Genomic DNA, 19260 nt, shown 5'->3' on the forward strand with positions numbered 1-19260 from the left:
TCACGTCCCCCGCAGTGTCTGTACGAGGACGGCGGCGATCGCGGCCGCCGGCCCCGGGTGCAGTACCTCGCTGTGCCCGCAGTCCAGTTCACGGATGTCGACATCCGATGCCCAGGGCCGCCAGGCCGCCGCCTTGGCCTCGGTCGTGGCCTCGGAGGCGACGGTCGCCGAGAAGAGCGTCACCACTCCGTCGTACGGTCGCGGCCGCCATCCGTGGGCCAGCCGCACATGGTGGGCGCACGCGTCGACCAGGACGCCGAGCTGCTCGTCGTCGAAGTCCGCGACCACGCCGCCGGCCGCCCGGGCCCGCGCGAACACCTCGCGGCGCGACAGGGCCCCGGCGGCCGGAACGGCGTCCGGTGCCACGTTGCGCAACAGCATGAGCAGCACCTCCCGCTCCAGCACCGCCGGGTCCAGCGGCCGCTCCCCGGTCTCCGGCGGCTTCGGCATGGCGTCCACGACGGCGAGCAGCGCCACCTCCTGGCCCGCGTCGCGCAGCGTCACGGCGACCTCGTGCGCGAGCGGCCCGCCGAACGAGCGGCCGAGCAGGTGGTAGGGCCCGTTCGGCTGGACGGCCCGCAGGCGCTCCGCGTACTGGGCCGCCATGCCGGCCATGGTCGCGGGCAATTCCTCCCCCCGGAGGGCCGGCGTCTGCAGGGCGTGTACCGGCTGGTCGCCGGGCAGGTGCGGCAGAAGCGCCGTGTACGACCAGCCGAGGCCGAAGCCGGGGTGCATGCAGAACAGCGGGGGGCGCTGCCCGCCGGTGCGCAGGGTGATCAGCGGTTCACGCCCGCCGGGCCCGTCGCCGGCCGGTGCGTCCAGCCGGGCGGCCAGCGCCTCCGGGGTCGGCGCCTCGAACAGCGTGGCGACCGGCACCCGTGTCCCGAGGGCCGCCCCGATCCGCGAGGTGAGGCGCAGCGCCAGCAGGGAGTGCCCGCCGAGGGCGAAGAAGTCGCCGTCGGGCCCGACACTTCCCACGCCGAGCGTCTCGGCGAACAGGGCGCACAGCTCCGCCTCCGTCCCGGGACGCGGCGCCCTCGCCGGCGCGGTGGCCTCCGCCCGCGTTTCCGGCTCCGGCAGCGCGTTCCGGTCCACCTTGCCGTGCGGGGTCAGCGGCACCTCGTCGACGCGCGCCCACACCGACGGCAGCAGATGCCCGGGCAGGATCCGTGCCGCCTCCTCCCGTACGGCGCCGAGCCCGGCGCCCGCCGCGAGGACCAGATGCGCCGCGAGGACCTTCCCCCCGCCCGGGCCGGGCCGGGCGGTGACCACCGCACGCACGACACCGGGGCAGCGGGCCAGGGCCGCCTCCACCTCGCCGGGCTCGACCCGGAACCCGCGCACCTTCACCTGGTCGTCGGCGCGGCCCACGAACTCCAGGACACCGCTGCCCGGTACGCGCCTGACGAGGTCGCCGGTGCGGTACATCCGGCTGCCGGGCGGGCCGTACGGGTCGGCGATGAAGCGCTCCGCGGTGGGGCCGGGCCGGCGCAGGTAGCCGAGGGCGACGCCGTTCCCGGCGACGTACAGCTCTCCCGCCGTCCCGTCGGGCAGCGGACGCAGATCGCGGTCGAGGACGTACGTACGGGTCGCGTCGAGGGGCCGCCCGATGCCCTCGCTCCCGGCGGTGGCGAACACGGTGGTCTCGGTGGGGCCGTACGCGATGACGACCCGGGTGTCCGGGCACCGTTCGCGGACCCGGCGGACCGCGTCCGGCGACACCACGTCACCGCCCGTCCACACCTCGCGCGGCGTCCCGAGCACCTCGGGCGCCGGCTCGGCGACGGCCCGGAACAGCTCGGCCGTCAGCCAGAGCCCGGTGATCTCCTGGTCGGGCAGGACCCGCTTCAGCACATCGGGCGTCAGGAGCTCGTCGGGGGCGACCACCACGGTGCCGCCGCCGAGCAGCGGCACCCACACCTCGTAGGTGGCGGCGTCGAAGGTGTGCGCGCTGTGGAACAGCACCCGGCGGTGCGCGCCGCCGGCGAAGCGGCTGTCGGCGGCGAGCGCGACGACGTTCCCGTGGCTCACGACGACGCCCTTGGGCTCACCGCTCGACCCGGACGTGAACATCACGCAGGCGGCGTCGCCGGTGCCGGGCATCGGCAAGGGGCCCTCCACGCCCACTGTTTCTGCGGGCTCCACGGTTCCTACGCGCTCCACCGCTCCTGCGGGCTCCACGTCTCCCTCGGCGAAACCGCCCGCGTCGAGCCGGAGCCGGGCCGTTCCTCCGGGCAGCCACGCGGCGGCGTCCCCCTGAGGCAGCACGGTCAGACGGGCGCCCGACGACGTCAGCAACCGGGTCAGCCGCGCGGGCGGCTGGGCCGGGTCGAGGGGGAGGTAGCAGGCGCCGGCCTTCAGCACGGCCAGCTGGGCCACGATCAGGGGCAGCGAGCGGGGCAGCAGCAGGGCCACCGTGTCACCGCGGCGCACCCCGGCGGCGGCCAGCCGCGCGGCCAGCGCGCCGGAGCAGGAGGCCAGTTCGGCGTAGGTGAGGCGGTGGCCGTCGGCGCGGACCGCCTCGGCGTCCGGGGTGCGGGCGGCCCAGTGGGCGAACCGGGCGGTGATCGTCGCCGCCCCCGCCGCGGAAGCCGTGGTGGAAGCCGCCTCGTCGGGGGGAACCACCCCGGCGTGGGGCGCCCCGCCCGCTCCCGCCGCCAGCAGGGCCTCGCGCTCACCGGACGGCAGGACGTCCAGGTCCCGCACGGGGCGGCCGGGGTCGCCGGCGAGTTCCTCGAACGCCCGGACCAGACGGGCCGCCGTCGCGTCCGGGTCGATGCCCCGCCGGCAGCCGATCCTCAGCAGCATCCGCTCGCCGGCCACGACCGCCACGGTCACCGGGTAGTGGGTGGCGTCGCGCGCCTCCACCAGCCGGACGGCCGGTTCGGCGCCGTCCGCGCGGTCGGCGTCCCCCGCACCGCGCGGATAGTTCTCGAACGCCAGCACCGTGTCGAAGAGTTCACCCACTCCGGCCGCCCGCCGCACCTCGGCGAGCCGCACGTGGTGGTACGGCGCCAGCCGCAGCTGCTCGTCCTGGAGCCGTGCCAGCAGGGCGCCGGCCGACTCGTCCGGGCGCAGCCGCACCCGTACCGGCAGGGTGTTGATGAACAGGCCCACCATCTCCTCGACGCCGGGCAGATCGTGCGGCCGGCCCGACACGACCGCCCCGAACACCACGTCCCGGGCACCCGTCGTCCGGGCCAGGACCAGTGCCCACGCCGCCTGCGTGAGGGTGTTCACGGTGACCCCGCACGCGGCGGCACGCCGCCCGAGCGCGGCTGTCAGTTCCGCCGACAGCTCGACGTCCCGTACGTCGGGGTCGCCGAACGGCTCGCCCCCGTGGCTCTCCGGCGCGAGCAGGGGCGGCCGCTCCAGGCCCGCCAGCGCCTCCCGCCACGCCGCCGCGGCCCGCTCCGGGTCCTGCCGCCGCAGCCAGGCCAGGTAGTGGCGGTAGGGCACGGGCTCGGGCAGCGGCTCGCCGGCGCACAGCGCCCGCAGGTCCCGCGCCACGACCGGCAGGGACCAGCCGTCCAACAGGATGTGATGGAACGTCAGAACCAGTTCGGTGCCGGACACGAGCGTGGCCCGCACCAGCGGTGGCCGCGCCATGTCGAACCGCCGCGCCCGGTCCTCCGCCATCACCCCGGCCACGTCGGCACCCTCGGCCTCCCGCCAGGCGACGGCCGCCTCGCGCGGGACCAGCTGCACCGGCTGCTCCAGCCGCTCGTGCCGGAAGCAGGCCCGCAGATTGGGGTGCCGCTCCAGCAGCGCGGCCACGGCCTCCCGTACCGCGACCCCCGGCGCGACCCGGAACCGCGCCTGCACCAGATACGGATCGGGGCCCCCGGTGTCCCGCAGCGCGTGGAAGTACAGGCCTTCCTGCGCCGGCGACAGCGGCAGTACGTCGGCGATCCTTCCCTTGCTCACAGCTCGCCCTCCAGCATCGCCAGCTGGTCCGGCGACAGGTCCACCAGGTCGAAGTCGGAGGCGGTGTGCCCGCCCGACCCGTCCCGTCCGGCATGCGCCACCAGCACCCCCACCGCCTCGCGCCACAGCTCCGCGAGCCGCCGGACCCCGGCCTCGTCCAACACGCCGCGCGCGTACGACCAGCCGGCCACCAGGCGCAGACCGTCCCCGCCCGACTCGACGGCGACCGCGTCGATCTCCACCGCGTGCGCCAGCGGCACCGCGTCCGCCTCCGCGCCGAGCAGCTCGCCGCCCGCCGCGTCGCTCCCGGCCATCCGGCCCAGATAGTTGAACCGCACGTCGGGCACCGGCAGGCCGGCCAGCACGGCAGCCGTGTCCGGGTTCAGATACCGCAGCAGCCCCCAGCCGATCCCGCTGTCCGGCACGGCCCGCAGCTGCTCCTTGACCTGCTTCAGCGCCTCCCCGGGCGCCTCCCCGGCCGGGTCCCAGAAGCCCGCGCCGGCCGCCCCGCCGGCGTCCAGCCGTACCGGGTACTGCGTCGTGAACCAGCCCACCGTCCGCGAGACGTCCGCACCACCGTCGCCGAGCGCCTCCCGCCCGTGCCCCTCCAGATGCACCAGCAGACCGCCGCCGGCGCCGCGCCACCGCTCGGCCGCCGCCGTCAGCGCGGCGAGCAGCACCGCGTCCGTACCGCAGTGGAAGGCCGCCGGAACGGCGCCGAGCACCGCCTCCGTCACGTCCGGGCCGAACTCCACGGTGAACGTGCCACGCGGCGCCCCGGCGCCGCGCCCACCGGCGAGCCGGGCGTCCGGCCCGCCCAGGGCCCGCTCCCACCAGGCCGGTTCGGTGCGGGCCCGCCCGGGCCGCAGCGCCTCGTCCCGCAGTACGCCGGCCCAGCGCCGGAAGGACGTACCGGCCACCGCCGGCACCTCCTCCCCGGCCAGCGCGGCGGCCAGCTCCGTCCCCAGCAGCCGCCACGACACCCCGTCCACGGCCAGGTGGTGGACGGTCAGCAGCAGCCGGCCCCCGTGCCACACGGCCCGCAGCATTCCGTCCCGCGCGGGGTCCAGTCGCCGGTCCGCCGGTTCTTCCCGGAGGACCCGCACGACCACGTCACCGGGGGGCAGAACCTCCAGCTCGTCGCCGAGCAGCCGCATCCGCAGCGCGCCGTGCCGGTCCACCAGGCCACGCACGGCCGCGGTCACCCGCGCCCGGTCCACGCCGTCCGGCACCGGGAAGGCCATCGAGAGCGTGAACGCGGCGGGGTCGCCGCCCTGTTCGCGCCACCAGCGCATCACCGGAGTCAGCGGGAGCCGCCCCACGCCGGAGTCCGCGGGCGCCGCCGCCGCGGCGTCCCGCGCCACCAGCGCCAGCCCCGCCGGCGTGCGGGCGGTGAAGACGTCCCTCGGCGAAAGCGCCAGCCCCGCCGCCGACCGGGCCCGCCCGGCCAGCTGGATCGCCATGATGCTGTCGCCGCCCAGGCGGAAGAAGTCGTCCTCGGCGCCGACCGCCGCCACGTCCAGCACCTGCGCGAACAACCGGCACAGCGCCTCCTCGCGGGCGGACGACGGTGCCCGCCCCCCGGCCGGGCGTGGCCCCGGCACGGGCAGTGCCGCCCGGTCCAGCTTGCCGGTCGGGCCCAGTGGCAGCGCGTCCAGGACCACCACGTCCGACGGCACCATGTGCGCGGGCAGCCGCTGCGCCGCGTATGCCGGCAGCCCGGCCGCGTCGATCACGGCGCCGGGCGCCGGCACCACGTAGGCGACCAGCCGCGGCCGACCGGGGGAGTCCTCCCGCAGGACCACCACCGCCCGGGCGACCGCGTCGTGTCCGGCCAGCACGGCGGCGATCTCGGCCGGCTCGACGCGGAAGCCGCGCAGCTGCACCTGGTCGTCGGAGCGGCCCAGGCAGTCCAGCGAACCGTCCTCCCGCCACCGCGCCAGGTCCCCGGTCCGGTACATCCGCGCACCCGGCGGACCGTACGGGTCGGCGGTGAACCGCTCGGCGGTCAGGCCGGGCCGCCCCAGATAGCCGCGCGCCAGTCCGTCACCCGCCAGGTACAGCTCGCCGCGCACCCCGGGGGGCACCGGCCGCAGCCGCTCGTCCAGCACATAGGCGCGCGTGCCCGCCACGGGCGTACCGATGGTGGGTGTCCCGCCGTCCGCCGCGAGCGGCCCGGAGGCGGTGGCGCCCACGGTCGACTCCGTCGGACCGTACGCGTTGTGGAACCGGCGGCCGCCCGCCGTCCAGCGGGCCACGAGCTCCGGCGGGCAGGCCTCGGCGCCCGCGGCGACCGTGCGCAGCGCCGGGTACTCCCGGTCCGGGACGCTTGCCAGCACGGTCGGCGGCACCAGGGCGAAGGTGATCCGCTCCCGCTCCAGGACGTCGCCCAGCGCCGCCCCCGCCAGCGGCCCGTCGGGCGCGACGACCAGCGTCGCGCCCGCGGCGAACGCCAGCGCCGCCTCGCCGACGGAGATGTCGAAGGCCGGCGAGCCGAGCTGCAGCACCCGGTCGCCGGGCCCGATGCCGAACCGCTCGGCATAGCCGTGCGCGAGCGCGGCGATCCCGGCGTGGGTGACGACCACGCCCTTGGGCCGGCCGGTCGTCCCGGACGTGTGGATCACGTACGCGGCGCTCCGTATGTCCGGCTCCCGGGCCGGCAGGGCCTCGTGGGTGAAGGCGGACCCGTCGAGCTCCAGCCGGGGCACGTCGCCCGGCACCTCCGCGCCCGGCCGGGTCACGACCAGCACCGGGCTCGTGTCCGCCAGCACATGGCGCACCCGCTCGGCCGGATGGTCCGGGTCGACCGGCACATACGCGGCTCCCGTCCGCTGCACGGCCAGCGCCGCCACCACCGTGTCCGGACTCCGCCCCAGCGCCAGCGCCACGAGCGTCGAAGGCCCCGCCCCGCGCCCGGCGAGCAGCCCGGCCAGCCGGTCCACCCGGTCCGCCAGCTCCCGGTAGGTCAGCGTGACGCCCTCACCCGCCAGCGCGGGGGCGTCCGGTGTGCGGGCCGCGCGCCGGGCCACCAGCTCCGGCAGGGATTCCGGAGCGGGTGCGGCGGGGCCGGCCGAAGCGGCGAGCAGGCGTGCCGCCTCCGCCCGCGCCAGCAGGCTGTGCTCGCGCAGCGGCACGCCGGGCGCGGCCGTGAAGCGGCCCAGCAACTCCACGAACGCCTCGGCCCATCGGGCGACCACGGCCGGCGAGTACAGCTCCGTGCGTACCTCGAAGCTGCCCGTCATGGCCTCGCCGGCCTCCCGGACGATGCCCACGAGGTTGTGTTCCCCGCCGGTGTGGATCCGCTCGGGCTCGGCGAACTCCCGCACCGAACGCACACTGCGCTGCGGCGCCAGGTGCATGAACACCCACTGGAACAGCGGCGAGCGCCCGGCGCTGCGCTCCGGCGCGGCGGCGGAGACGATCCGCCCGACCGGCAGGTCGGCGTTGGCGAGGAGCTTCGGCCAGTCGGCGGTGAAGCGGCCCAGGACATCGTCGAAGGAGTCCTCCGGGCCGATGCGCCAGCGCGTCGGAACGGCGTTCATGACGTAGCCGATGACCCGCTCGAGCCCGCGGGCGGCCCGGTTGGCGGTCGGCGTGCCGAGCACCAGGTCGTCGGCGCCGGACAGCCGGTGCGCGAGCACCGCGAACGCCGTCATCATCACGACGTAGACCGAGGTGCCGCGCTCCCGCGCCAGCTCCCGGACCGCGTTCGCCGTCGCCGGCTCGATCCGGAACGGGATCTGGGCGATGCCCTCGCCGTCGCCCGCGGGCGCGCCCGGCACCGTCAGCGCGGCCGGCGGCCGCTCCAGATAGTGCCGCCAGAACGCCAGCCGGGCGTCGAAGACCCCGGACTCCTCCAGCTCGCCCTGCCAGGACGCGAAGTCGGCGTACTGGATCGCGGGCCGCTCCAGCCGGGGCGGGGTGCCGTCCCGGACCGCCCGGTAGGCCTCCGCGAACTCGCCCTGCAGCACGTCGAAGGACCACCAGTCGGTGATGATGTGGTGCAGGCTCAGCATCAGCGTGGCGCGGTCGTCGTCGACCGTCACGAACCGGCCCCGGATCAGCGGCTCGTCCGACGCCAGGTCGAACGGGCGGCGCCGGAACGTCTCGAAGGCCTCCGCGATCCCCCGCCCGCCGCCGCGCAGGTCCTCCCGCTCCAGCACGAACGGGCCGGGCTCGGCGAAGTGGAGCCACAGGTCCCCGGGCTCCCCGCCGACCCGGGCGCGCAGGATGTCGTGGTGCGCGCACACCCGGGTCAGCGCCGCCGCGAGCTGCCCGGGGTCGACGTGACCCTCGAAGTGGTAGGCGGCGCACAGGTTCAGCACCGGAGTGCCGGGATACAGCGACTCGTAGACCCACAGGTCCTGCTGAGCGGGGCTCAGGCGTACCGGCCCCTCGGCCCGCCTGGGCGGGACGACGGCCGGTACGGTGCCGGCCCGGCCGGCCTCCACCAGGCGGCGCATCAGCCGCACCCGCTGCCCGGAGTCGAGCGCGCTGAACCGGTCGGCGGGGGAGGCCGCCCCCGGCGTGCCCGTGGCGGTGCCCATCACAGATCCTTCCCGAGTTCGGCCAGCCGGTGCAGACCGGCCAGCACCTCGTCCCGGCCGAGGCCGAAGTCGATGAAACAGGCCACCTCGTCGACGCCCAGGTCGCTCAGGTCGGCGAGCATCCCGCGGCAGGTCTCCGCGGAACCGAGCAGGGAGCCCCACTTCAGGTAGCGCCGGAAGGCGAACTCGGCGAGCATCGCGGTCTGTTCGCCGCTCAGCTCCGCGGTCCGCCGGTCCGCGGACCGATTGGCCGAGGTCTGACGCACATAGGAGCGCAGATACGTCTTGAGGGGTTCCGCGGCCAGCCGCCGCACCTCCTCGTCGTCCTCGCCGACGAAGGTGTGCGCCATCAGGGTGACCCGGCCGCGCGGTCCGGTGCCGCCCTGCTCGGGGGCGGCGGCACAGGCGGCGCGGTAGCGGGCGATCCGGTCCGCGAGGTCCTCGCGGCTCTGCCCGACGGTCGCGCCGAGCACCCCGGTGCGCAGCCGGCCGGCCGCCTCCCACGTCTCCGGGTTGCCGGAGGTGGTCATCCACAGCGGCAGGGTCTCCTGCACGGGCCTCGGCATGGGCCGGACCTCCGCCGGTGCTCCCGTGCCGTCCGGGAACGTGGCGCCCTCGCCCGACCACAGCCGGCGCAGGAGCGGAATCCCGCGCAGCGTCCGCTCCCGGCGGTCGGCGTAGGTGCCGGGGGAGAGGACGAAGTCGGTGGAGTGCCAGCCGGTCGCCACGGACAGCCCGACCCGGCCGTGCGAAAGGTTGTCGACGACGGCCCAGTCCTCGGCGACCCGCAGCGGGTGGTGCAGCGGCAGGACCACGCTCCCCGCCCGGATGCCGATCCGTTCGGTGGCCACCGCGAGCGCGGCACCGAGCACGGGCGGGCTGGGGAAGACCTGCCCGACCTGCTGGAAGTGCCGCTCGGGCGTCCACAGGGCGTGGAAGCCGAGCCGGTCCGCGGTCCGTGCCACCTCGAGGATGTCGTCGTACGTCTCGGTGTGGCGGGCCTCGCCGGCGTCGGCCCCGAAGAACATCACACTGAGGTCCACGGGACCTCCTTCCGGCGGGGCGTGCGCGCCTGGCGCGGTATGGGAGCGGGTGGTGCGGACGGCGTACCCGCGTCGCCGGCGGCCTCCAGCGCGGCGGCCAGCGCGGCGACCGTCGGGGCGGCGAAGAGCCGGGTGGCGGTGACGGGGCCGAGGCCGGCGGTGGTGAGCCTGGCCGCGACCCGGACGGCCCGCAGCGAGTTGCCGCCGAGGAGGAAGAAGTCGTCGTGGGCGCCGATGTCCTCGACCCCGAGGACGTCGCTCCAGACCTCGGCGATGCGCCGCTCCAGGCCGGTGCGCGGCGCGCGGGACGACCCGCCCGCCCCGGGCCCGGCTTCGGACCGGGGTTCCGGTTCGGGGCGGGGCATGCGCGGCGGCTCCGGCAGGGGCAGTTGCGAAAGACGCGTGCCGGGGTCGGCCGCCGCCGTTTCCAGGGTGCGCCGGAGCGCGTCCGCGAGATGGGCGACCGTGTCCCGGTCCAGGGCGTCCGTGCGGTACTCCAGGGTGAGCACGATCTCGTCCGGCGCCCCCTCCGGGGACCGGCGGTCGGTGACGTCCACCAGCAGCTCGAACCGGGCGGCTCCGGTGCGCACCACCTCGACCTCGGTGCCGCCGTCCGGCTGCGCACCCCACAGGTCCAGGCGCGCACGGGCGTTGTTCTGCAGCGCCAGCACCACGTCGGTGAACGGCTGGCGCCCGGGCCGGCGCGGCGGGTTGAGCGCGTCGACGACCTCCTCGAAGGGCACGTCCTGATGGCCGAAGGCGGTCAGGTCCGTGTCCCTGACCCGGGCCAGCAGCTCCCTCAGCGCCGGATCGCCCGAGGCGTCCGTGCGCAGCGCCAGCATGTTGACGAAGAACCCGACCACGTCGTCCACGGCCCCGTCGGTCCCGCGGCCCGCGACGGGGGCGGCCACGACGGTGTCCTCGCCAGCTCCGGCCCTGGCCAGCACCGCCGCGAGCGCGGTGTGCAGCACCATGAACAGCGTCGCCCCGTGCTCGCGGGCCAGCCGCAGCAGCCGGGCGTGGGTCGCGGCGTCCAGCCTCCGTACGACGGTGCAGGTGTCGGGCAGCCCGGTGTCGCCCTCCCGCCACGCCAGCCGCGGGGTGCGCGCCCCGGCCAGCACCCGGCCCCAGTGGGCGAGCTGGTCGTCGCGCAGCGCGGCGACCCGCGCGCGTCTGCGCCGCGCGTGTTCGGCGTACCCGGGCCCGGGCGGCGCGAGTTCCCGGCCCGCGTACGCCCGCGACAGGTCCCGGTACAGCGGCACGAGCGACCAGCCGTCGACCGCGATGTGGTGCATCACCAGCAGCAGGGCGTGCTCGTCGGGCCGCTCGCGAAGGGTGAACAGCACCCCGTGGAAGGGGATCTCGGAGCTCAGGTCGAACCGGTGCCGGCCGGCCTCGGCGATCGCGGCCTCCAGCTCCCCGGCCTCCACCACCCGGTGTGCGAGGCGGGGCCGTGCGGCGTCACCCGTCAGCACCCGCGGCACCGGCTCGCCGTCCACCTCGTCGAAGACGGTCCGCAGGGCCTCGTGCCGCGCCACGACCTCGCCGAGCGCGGCGGCCAGGGCGGTCGTGTCCACGGGCCCGCGCAGCCGGGTCAGCATCGGCATGTTGTACGCGACACCCGCGTCGACGCGGTCCAGGAACCACAGCCGCCGCTGGGCGTCGGAGACCCCGCCGGTGCGCTCCGGCGGTGCGGCCCCGCCGGGGGCGGGGACGGCCGGGACGGAGCCCGCGGCCAGCCGGGCCGCGAGCGCGGACGGGGTCGGCGCCTCGAACAGCGTCCTCACGTCGATCTCGGCGCCGAGCACGGCCCGCACGCGCCCCAGCAGCCGGGCGACCGTCAGGGAGTGTCCGCCCAGGGCGAAGAAGTCGTCGTCCACGCCGACCGACGTCACGCCCAGCACCTCGGCGAACAGCCCGCACAACGCCTCCTCGTGGGCGCCGGCGGGACCGCGACCACCGCCGCCGGTGCCCCGCACGGCCGCCGGCGCGGGCAGCGCCGCCCGGTCCAGCTTGCCGTTGCCGGTCAGAGGCAGGGCGTCCAGCGTGACGAAGGCACCCGGCACCAGATAGTCGGCCAGCAGCTCCTTCGCGTACGTCCGCAGCTCCCGCTCGTCGTAGCCCTCGCGGCCCACCACATAGGCGACGAGCCGGCGTTCGCCGGGGGTGTCCTCACGGGCGACGACCGCGACCCGGGCCACCAGAGGGTGGCGGCCGAGGACGGCCTCCACCTCACCGGGCTCCACCCGGAAGCCCCGGATCTTGACCTGGGCGTCGGCCCGGCCGGCGAACTCCAGCACCCCGTCCGGCCGGCGCCGCACCAGGTCCCCGGTGCGGTACATCACCCCGCCGGTCCCGTCGAACGGGTCGGCCAGGAAACGCTCGGCGGTCTGACCCGGCTGCCGGGCGTACCCGAGGGCGATGCCCGCCCCCGCGGCGTACAGCTCCCCGGTCGTGCCGTCGGGCACCGGCCGCAGCCGCTCGTCCAGGACGTACACCCGCTTGCCGGCGAGCGGGCGCCCGATGGGCACCGGGCCGCCGCCCCTCACGTCACCGGGGCGCACCCGGTGCGTGGTGAGGAAGACCATGCCCTCCACGGGGCCGTAGCCGTTGCTGAGGCGGAGCCCCGGCCACCGCTCCAGCGCGCGGCCCACATGGGCGGGGGAGAGCGCCTCGCCGCCGACGACGATCTCCCGCACGCCCTCCAGGGCGAGCGGATACTCGTCCACGATCACGTTGAAGAGGCTGCCGGACAGATACATGGACGTGACGGCGTGGTCGGCGACGAGCCGGCCCATCACGACCGGTTCGGGACGCTGCCCCGGGTGCAGTACGCACGTGCCGCCGCCGAGCAGCGGCCCCCACAGCTCCAGCGCGAACGCGTCCCAGGAGACCGGAGCGCACTGCAGCCACACCGCGCCCGGGCCGAACGACGCGAAGTCCTGACCGGTCAGGGTCGCGGTGACCGCGTCGTGGGAGGCGACGATGCCCTTGGGCCGGCCGGTCGATCCGGAGGTGAACATCACGCAGGCGGCGTCGCCGGGCCGGACCGTCACGGCCTCCCGGTACGGGGCGGTCGCGGCGTCCTCGGCGAAGACGGTGCCGCCGCCCCCGCGCCGGGTGATCACGGTCCGCGCTCCGGCGTCGGCGGCCATCGCCCGTAGCCGCTCGGCGGGGAACTCCGGGTCGAGCATCACATAGGCGGCGCCCGCCCTGAGGGTCCCGAGCAGGGCCGCGACCATCTCGGTGGACCGCTCCAGGCGGAGCCCCACCCGGTCGCCGGGCCCGACGCCGTGGGCGGCGAGCAGTCCCGCGAACCTGCCCGCCCGGGCGTCCAGTTCGCGGTAGGTCAGCCGTTCGCCGGCGTGGATCAGGGCCGTGGCGCCGGGTCTGCGGCGCACCTGCTCGGCGAACAGTCCGTGCACGGATGTCATGTCAGGAACCGCCCGCCGCGTATGCTCACCGGCCGCAGGTCCGTCCAGTGCGACTCGACGTACGCGAGGGCGTCCGGCCGCGCGGCGGCCGTGTGCGCCACGGTCCAGCCCGCGGGCACGTCGATCCCCTCGGGCCAGAGCGAGTGCTGCCCCTCGTCGTTGACCAGTACGAGGTAGCGCGCGTCGTCGTCCTCGAACGGATTGGTCCTCACGTCACTCATCCCTTTCATTCCCCCTTCAGATCGGGAAGCGTTGCGTCGATGTCACGCACCGAGCGCCGGGCGAGGCCCCACAGCGCCACGGCGATTCCGCACAGGCCGGCGATGAGCAGCATGGCGGCCATGCCGCTGCCGGGTCCGTCCCCCAGGACCGGGCCGAGCAGCACGAACACGCCCGTCCCGGCGCTCGCCCGCGGCTCGAAGACATGGTCGGCGAGCGGCCCGGAGACGGCGGTGGCCAGCGGCACCGAGATCTGGGACAGGAACATCACCGCCCCGAACACCCGGCCGTGCCACTCCTGCGGGACCTTGGTCTGGACGAGGGACTGCATCGTCCCGTTGACCAGGGGCATGAGCAGCGCCCCGACGAGGATCGCCGCGCACCAGCCGGCGATCCCGCCGGCCAGGGCCATCGCGACCTGCGCGGACAGGCACATGCCGATGACTCCGGTCATCATGGCGCGGCCGCGGTTGCGCGGCCCGCCCCAGGCGGCCATGAGCAACCCGCCCGCGACCCCGCCGATCCCGATCGCCGTGTTGACGCTCGCGAGTGCCGCGGCGTCGTTGCCCGTCCTGGCGAGGACCATGGGCTGCACGGCGGCGAACCCGAACACCATCACCAGGTTGACCGCACAGAAGGTCAGGATCAGATCGCGCAGGGCCGGCTGCCCGAACAGGTACCGCATGCCCTCGGTGGCCTCGCGCAGGATGCGCTTGCGGGGCTTGCGTTCCCCGGCGGCCTCGCCGCCCCGGAACCGCACGGCCCGGATCGTGGCGAGCGCGACGAGGAAACTGACCAGGTCGGCGACGAGGACGACCCCGATGCCCGACAGGGCGATCAGCACACCGCCCAGGGCCGGGCCGCCGATGTCGGCGGTGCTCTTGGCGCTCGCCAGCAGCCCGTTGGCCCGCTGGAGCTGGTCCTTGCGTACGAGCAGCGGCACGGCCGACGCCAGGGCGGGGAACTGGAACGCGGCGCTCACTCCGAGCAGGGCGACGGCGGGATAGATCTGCCAGGGCCGGAGTCCTCCGCCCGCGAAGTGCAGGGCGGTCAGCAGTCCCACGACCAGCAGCCCGCCCGCGTCGGCGAGTTGGAGCGCGCTGCGCTTGCCGACCCGGTCGATCAGGGCGCCGGCCACCGGGCTGAACAGCACCTGGGGCAGCAGCGCGCAGAGCGACAGCGTGGTGACGGCGGTCGCCCTTTCGCCGGCCGACCACGCTTCGATGATGAAGGCGAACCGCAGCACCGAGTTGCCGACGAGCGACACCACTTGCCCGGCCCAGATGGCCGAGAAACCCCCCATCCCTGCGAAGCGGCCAGGGCGGTGAGCTTGTGGCTCGGTGCCGCCCCCCACACGTAAGGACTCGCGCATGAAGACCCCGACGTTGTTCGGTTGTTCAGTCAGATCGTTCGAACTCTCGCACGAGAGTGCGATCTGATCAACTGTTCAGAGGAACGGCTGTCCAGGGGCTTTCCGGGTCGTCCGCGAGCGCCCTGTGGGCGTCCAGAACGGTGGTGTACCAGTCCCCGAACTCCTCCTCGTCGAAATGGAGGCAGCGCCCCAGGACGTACCCGGCGGAGAACTCCTCCCACGTCGCGTAGGCGCCCTGCGCGGCCCGCCCCGCGCGGGCGATCGCGGCGTGCATTTCGGCCTCGGTGGCGTACCGCGCGCCGCGTCCCCAGCGCGCCATCTTCGAGGCCCGGCCGATGTCCCAGGCGGCCACCGTGCCCACCCGGCCGTCCGGCGGCAGCAGCCCGTCGGCCCGGAACCGCGCCTCGTACCGCAACACCTTGCCGACCAGCGCGCGCAGATACGCCACCAGGCCGTCGAGTTCCGGATCGGCGGAGCCGCCGCCCGCGGCCCGTGCCCGCCCGCGCAGCGTCGCCTCGACACACTCCCGCCACTCGGCGGGATCGACCCGCGGGTGACCCTGCTCCCGCACCAGCCACTCGCGCGCCCCGAGGACGAAGTCCCAGTACCAGGGGGAGACTTCGCACTCCAGCAGCCGCTCCTGCACGGACCGCCAGTCCTCCGCGCCCGACACGTCCCAGGAGTCCCTCAGCCGCTCGACCTCCCCGCTGTAACCGGCGCCGTGCCAGTTCAGGGTGTTCCAGGCGTCGCCGTTGGCGTAACAGAGGTGCGCGCCGCAGGCCAGCCCCCGCAGCAGTGCCTCGTCCCCGGGCGCCCCGGTACGCCGGGTGTCGATCCGGCCGCCCAGTTCGTCCGGCCGGAACAGGTCCTCGTGGAGTTCGGCCCAGATCTCCCGCTCCTCCTCGTCGGCGAGGAACCACTGCTCGCACGGCGTCGCCCCGTTGACCACCAGGATGTCCACGCCGTCGGGCCAGATCGCGGCGAGCGTCCCGAGCGTGACGAACTTGTACACCACCTCCGGATGCGGCCGTGGCAGGACCCCCGCCGTGTACACCTGCACCAGCCGCCGGCCGTCCTCCAGCGCGGCCGCGTGCAGCGGCGGCACCTCCCCGGCGGTCCGCTGGACGGCGGCCGGCGACACCGGGCGGTAGAGCCCTTCGGTCGCCACCAGCCGCAGATAGGCGTACCCCTCGTCCCGCCGGCAGAGGTCGTACAGCCGCTCCTCCAGGAGCGCCGGTGCCTGCCACAAGGCACCGTCCCCGGGCGTGGGGACGGCCGGGAGTATCTCGTCGTGGTCCTCGTCGTGGCCCTCGTCCGAGGGGTGGCCCGCGGCCGCGGGAAGGTCTTCGGCGTTCATGATCAAAATCTATCGAGCGGTCGGCCGACACCTCCGGGGCCGGGCCCCGATTCGCTACCGTCCGCGACAGGGGGCCCGCGGCGGACGGACGGACGCCCCGCTGCCCCACCGCCGCGGGCCCGCCCCACCGGCGCACGGCTCCGTCCCGCCGTGGCGCCCGCCCCGCCCGGGACCCCAGGGCCGGCGGCGTACCAGCTCTCCGACGTCAGGAAGTGCCCATGAATTCTCGAACGCAAGCACCGCCACCGCCCCAGGAGTCGCCCCCCATACGCGTCGACCTGCTGACCAAGGAGTTCCCGCCGGAGATCTACGGCGGCGCCGGGGTGCACGTGAAGGAGCTCTCCGCTCGGCTGCGCCGGCTGGTCGACCTGCGCGTGCACTGCTTCGGGGAACCCCGCGCCGAACCGGACGTCACCGCCTACCGCGAGCCGCACCTCGCCGACGGGGCCAACCCCGCGCTGCGCACCCTCGGCGTCAACGTGGAGATGGCCGCCCACTGCGCCGGTACGGACGTGGTGCACAGCCACACCTGGTACGCCAACGGGGCCGGCCACCTCGCCAAAGTCCTCCACGGCGTCCCGCACGTCGTCACCATGCACAGCCTGGAGCCCCTGCGCCCCTGGAAGGCCGAACAGCTCGGCGGCGGGTACGCCCTGTCGTCCCTGGTCGAGCGCACCGCCGTGGAGGCCGCCGACGCCGTCGTCGCCGTCTCCCACGGCATGCGTGAGGACATCCTGCGCGTCTACCCCGACGTCGACCCCGCCCGGGTCCACGTGGTGCACAACGGCATCGACACCGCCGTCCACCGCCCCGACCACCGGGTGGCCGCCCTCGAGCGGTACGGCGTCGACCCCACCCGGCCGATCGTGCTCTTCGTCGGGCGGGTGACACGGCAGAAAGGCCTCCCGCAGCTGCTGCGCGCCGCCTTCGAACTCGACCCGGCGGCCCAGCTGGTGCTCTGCTGCGGCCAGCCCGACACCCCGGAGATCGCGGCCGAGACGGCGGCCCTGGTCGACGAGCTCGGACGGATGCGCGGCGGTGTCGTGCGCATCGACGGCATGCTCGACCAGGAGTCGCTGCGGCAGCTCCTCACCCACGCGACCGTGTTCGTCTGCCCCTCCCTGTACGAGCCGATGGGCATCGTGAACCTGGAGGCGATGGCCTGCGGGACGGCGGTGGTCGCCACGGCCACCGGCGGCATCCCCGAGGTGGTGGCGGACGGCGAGACGGGCCTGCTGGTGCCGATCGAGCAGGAGCGGGACGGGACCGGTACCCCGCTGGACGAGAAACGATTCGCCTCGGACCTCGCGGCGGCCGTGAACCGGCTGATCGCCGACCCCGGCCTCGCCGCCGCGATGGGCACCGCCGGCCGCGCACGCGCCGAGGAGCGGTTCGCCTGGGAGGAGGCCGCGCGCCGGGTGAAGGCGGTCTACGACTCGGCGCTGAACTCCTGAACACGGCGTGTCCCACGGACGGGTGACGCTCCGCCGGTGGCGCCCGCGACCTCATGTTGTCGGCCGTTTTTCATTGACCGGCCCGCACGGGCCGCCGATAGCGTCATACGCATGTCTCAGGCGCCGCACACCACACGCACCGCGCTCGTCACCGGCGGCAACCGGGGCATCGGCCTCGAGACCTGCCGCCAGCTGGGGCGGGCCGGACTCGACGTCGTCCTGGCCGCGCGCGACCCCTCGCGCGGCCGGGCGGCGGCCGAGAAGCTGACCCGCCACGGCCTTCGGGTCCGGGTCGAGGAACTGGACATCACCGACGGCGACAGTGTGCGTGCCTGCGCGAAACGGCTGGACGAGGACGGCGTCGAGATCGACGTCCTCGTCAACAACGCGGGCGTCTACCCGACCGACTCGTTCTTCTCGCTCAGCGAGGAGACGATGCGGCAGTCCGTCGACGTGAACCTCATGGGCGCCTTCCGGACCTGTCACACGTTCGTGCCCGGGATGGTCCGGCGCGGCCACGGCCGGGTCGTGAACGTTTCCTCCGGGCTCGGCGCCATGACCGACAACATCCCCTCCCCGGCGGCCTACGGCATCACCAAGGCGGCGCTCAACGCCCTCACCCTCGTCGTGTCCGCGGCCGTGCCGCCGACGGTCAAGGTCAACGCCGTCTGCCCCGGCTGGGTCCGCACCGACATGGGCGGCTCATGGGCGCCGACCAGCGTCGAGAAGGGCGCGGACACGATCACCTGGCTGGCGCTGCTCCCCGACGACGGACCGACCGGCGGGTTCTTCCGCGACCGCCGGCCGATCGCGTGGTGAACCGGCCACCACCCCCAGAGAAGGAAGAAGCCCCATGAAGCTCACGCTCAGCCGCCCGTCGCGGCGCCGGACGGTGGCCGTCGTGGTCGCCGCCGTGGTCCTCTTCGGTGTCGCGGCCGCCTTCACCAGCCCCTATGTGCGGGCCGCGACCAGCGAGGCCCTGCGCTCGACGCCGGACACCCACGACCAGAAGGCCCTGACGTCCCTGCAGCCCGCCGTGCGCGGCTACGTCGATGCGGTCGACAACCGCGACCTGGACGCCCTGGTCGCCGCCTTCCACAAGGACGCCACGGTCGGCGACACCGGGCGGGAGTTCCGCGGCCGCGACGCCATCCGCGACTGGGCCGAGGCCGAGGTCATCGGCGGCGACGTCACCGTCCTCGGCAACACCCCCGGTGACAACGGCTCGACGGTCCTGCTGCGCTTCGACCCCGAGGGCCTGCTCGCCGGATTCCGGGCCAGCTACCGCTTCGAGCTCCGCGACGGGCTCATCCACCAGGTCTCCATGAGCTACGCCTGAGCGCCGACCCCTCGCCCGACCAGGGAGAAATATCATGAGAAATCATCTGATCCGCGCGATACCGCCGCTCGCCCTCACCGCCGCGCTGCTCACCGGCGCCACCGCGTGCTCCGACGGCGGCGGTGACGACAAGGACACCGCCGCCGCGCCCACCACCGGCGCCCCGGCCGCACAGCAAACCCCCGGAACCCAGGACACGGCCGGTGCTCCCGCGGCGGACCCCGGCAAGGTGGACCCCGCCGCCCAGGCCTATGTGGACGCGGTGGCGGCCAAGGACGCCGACGCGCTGGCCAAGGCGTTCCACACGGACGGTGCCGTCATCGACACCGGCCGCGAGTTCAAGGGCCACGACGAGATCCGGGGCTGGGCCGAGTCCGAGGGCATGGGCGGAACGCTCACCGTCCTCAAAAGCACCCCCAGGGAGAACGGCACCACGCTCCTCGTCCGCTTCGCCCCCGGCGGCTCCGGCGGATTCGAGGCGAACTACGAGTTCGACGTCCGCGACGGACGCATCACGAAGCTGAACCTGAAGTACGCGTGAGGGCGTTCCCCGCCCCGCCGAAGCAGA

The 19260-nt window shown here is 75.2% G+C and carries 11 protein-coding genes; 4 read left to right on the plus strand and 7 right to left on the minus strand.

What is annotated here, in order from left to right; genetic code table 11:
* The 7 genes from ACY34K_RS05515 to ACY34K_RS05545 form a co-directional block, all read right to left on the minus strand.
* Positions 1 to 3927 (minus strand): amino acid adenylation domain-containing protein, encoded by a 3927-nt coding sequence (locus ACY34K_RS05515; RefSeq protein ID WP_462744291.1) that lies wholly within the window; start codon positions 3925 to 3927, stop codon positions 1 to 3.
* On the minus strand, positions 3924 to 8474 hold the full coding sequence (locus tag ACY34K_RS05520) for an amino acid adenylation domain-containing protein (RefSeq protein WP_462744293.1): 4551 nt from the start codon (positions 8472 to 8474) through the stop codon (positions 3924 to 3926). Before ACY34K_RS05520 ends, ACY34K_RS05515 begins: the two co-directional genes overlap by 4 nt.
* Positions 8474 to 9517, minus strand: coding sequence for a MupA/Atu3671 family FMN-dependent luciferase-like monooxygenase (locus tag ACY34K_RS05525; protein ID WP_462744295.1), 1044 nt, complete (start codon positions 9515 to 9517; stop codon positions 8474 to 8476). Before ACY34K_RS05525 ends, ACY34K_RS05520 begins: the two co-directional genes overlap by 1 nt.
* Entirely contained in the window at positions 9502 to 12951 is a 3450-nt protein-coding gene (locus ACY34K_RS05530) for an amino acid adenylation domain-containing protein (RefSeq protein WP_462744297.1), read from the minus strand. Before ACY34K_RS05530 ends, ACY34K_RS05525 begins: the two co-directional genes overlap by 16 nt.
* On the minus strand, positions 12948 to 13172 hold the full coding sequence (locus ACY34K_RS05535) for an MbtH family protein (RefSeq protein ID WP_462744299.1): 225 nt from the start codon (positions 13170 to 13172) through the stop codon (positions 12948 to 12950). Before ACY34K_RS05535 ends, ACY34K_RS05530 begins: the two co-directional genes overlap by 4 nt.
* 5 nt (positions 13173 to 13177) lie before the next feature.
* Complete coding sequence (locus ACY34K_RS05540; RefSeq protein WP_462744301.1) at positions 13178 to 14473, minus strand: MFS transporter; 1296 nt, start codon at positions 14471 to 14473, stop codon at positions 13178 to 13180.
* Positions 14474 to 14609: 136 nt separating this feature from the next.
* Positions 14610 to 15899 (minus strand): DUF1266 domain-containing protein, encoded by a 1290-nt coding sequence (locus ACY34K_RS05545; RefSeq protein ID WP_462744303.1) that lies wholly within the window; start codon positions 15897 to 15899, stop codon positions 14610 to 14612.
* A 218-nt stretch (positions 15900 to 16117) separates the two neighbouring features.
* Here ACY34K_RS05545 and glgA point away from each other — a divergent pair, with 218 nt between their 5' ends.
* The 4 genes from glgA (at position 16118) to ACY34K_RS05565 (ending at position 19233) form a co-directional block, all read left to right on the plus strand.
* Positions 16118 to 17353, plus strand: a complete 1236-nt coding sequence (glgA, locus tag ACY34K_RS05550; protein ID WP_462744305.1) for a glycogen synthase — start codon at positions 16118 to 16120, stop codon at positions 17351 to 17353.
* Between the two features lie 111 nt (positions 17354 to 17464).
* Positions 17465 to 18172, plus strand: coding sequence for an SDR family oxidoreductase (locus tag ACY34K_RS05555; RefSeq protein WP_462744306.1), 708 nt, complete (start codon positions 17465 to 17467; stop codon positions 18170 to 18172).
* Between the two features lie 34 nt (positions 18173 to 18206).
* On the plus strand, positions 18207 to 18692 hold the full coding sequence (locus tag ACY34K_RS05560) for a nuclear transport factor 2 family protein (RefSeq protein ID WP_462744308.1): 486 nt from the start codon (positions 18207 to 18209) through the stop codon (positions 18690 to 18692).
* A 34-nt stretch (positions 18693 to 18726) separates the two neighbouring features.
* Positions 18727 to 19233: a nuclear transport factor 2 family protein gene (locus ACY34K_RS05565; protein WP_462744310.1), complete on the plus strand. Its 507-nt coding sequence runs from the start codon at positions 18727 to 18729 to the stop codon at positions 19231 to 19233.
* Positions 19234 to 19260: the final 27 nt, after the last annotated feature.

This window comes from Streptomyces sp. STAM6, assembly GCF_054963715.1.

What these genes read in the sequence shown, in the direction of transcription:
- ACY34K_RS05530 (WP_462744297.1), bottom strand. Translation starts at nt 12,951, where the DNA reads ATGACATCCGTGCACGGACTGTTCGCCGAGCAGGTGCGCCGCAGACCC.
- ACY34K_RS05560 (WP_462744308.1), top strand. Translation starts at nt 18,207, where the DNA reads ATGAAGCTCACGCTCAGCCGCCCGTCGCGGCGCCGGACGGTGGCCGTC.
- ACY34K_RS05565 (WP_462744310.1), top strand. Translation starts at nt 18,727, where the DNA reads ATGAGAAATCATCTGATCCGCGCGATACCGCCGCTCGCCCTCACCGCC.
- ACY34K_RS05540 (WP_462744301.1), bottom strand. Translation starts at nt 14,473, where the DNA reads ATGGGGGGTTTCTCGGCCATCTGGGCCGGGCAAGTGGTGTCGCTCGTC.
- glgA (WP_462744305.1), top strand. Translation starts at nt 16,118, where the DNA reads ATGAATTCTCGAACGCAAGCACCGCCACCGCCCCAGGAGTCGCCCCCC.
- ACY34K_RS05545 (WP_462744303.1), bottom strand. Translation starts at nt 15,899, where the DNA reads ATGAACGCCGAAGACCTTCCCGCGGCCGCGGGCCACCCCTCGGACGAG.
- ACY34K_RS05520 (WP_462744293.1), bottom strand. Translation starts at nt 8,474, where the DNA reads ATGGGCACCGCCACGGGCACGCCGGGGGCGGCCTCCCCCGCCGACCGG.
- ACY34K_RS05535 (WP_462744299.1), bottom strand. Translation starts at nt 13,172, where the DNA reads ATGAGTGACGTGAGGACCAATCCGTTCGAGGACGACGACGCGCGCTAC.
- ACY34K_RS05555 (WP_462744306.1), top strand. Translation starts at nt 17,465, where the DNA reads ATGTCTCAGGCGCCGCACACCACACGCACCGCGCTCGTCACCGGCGGC.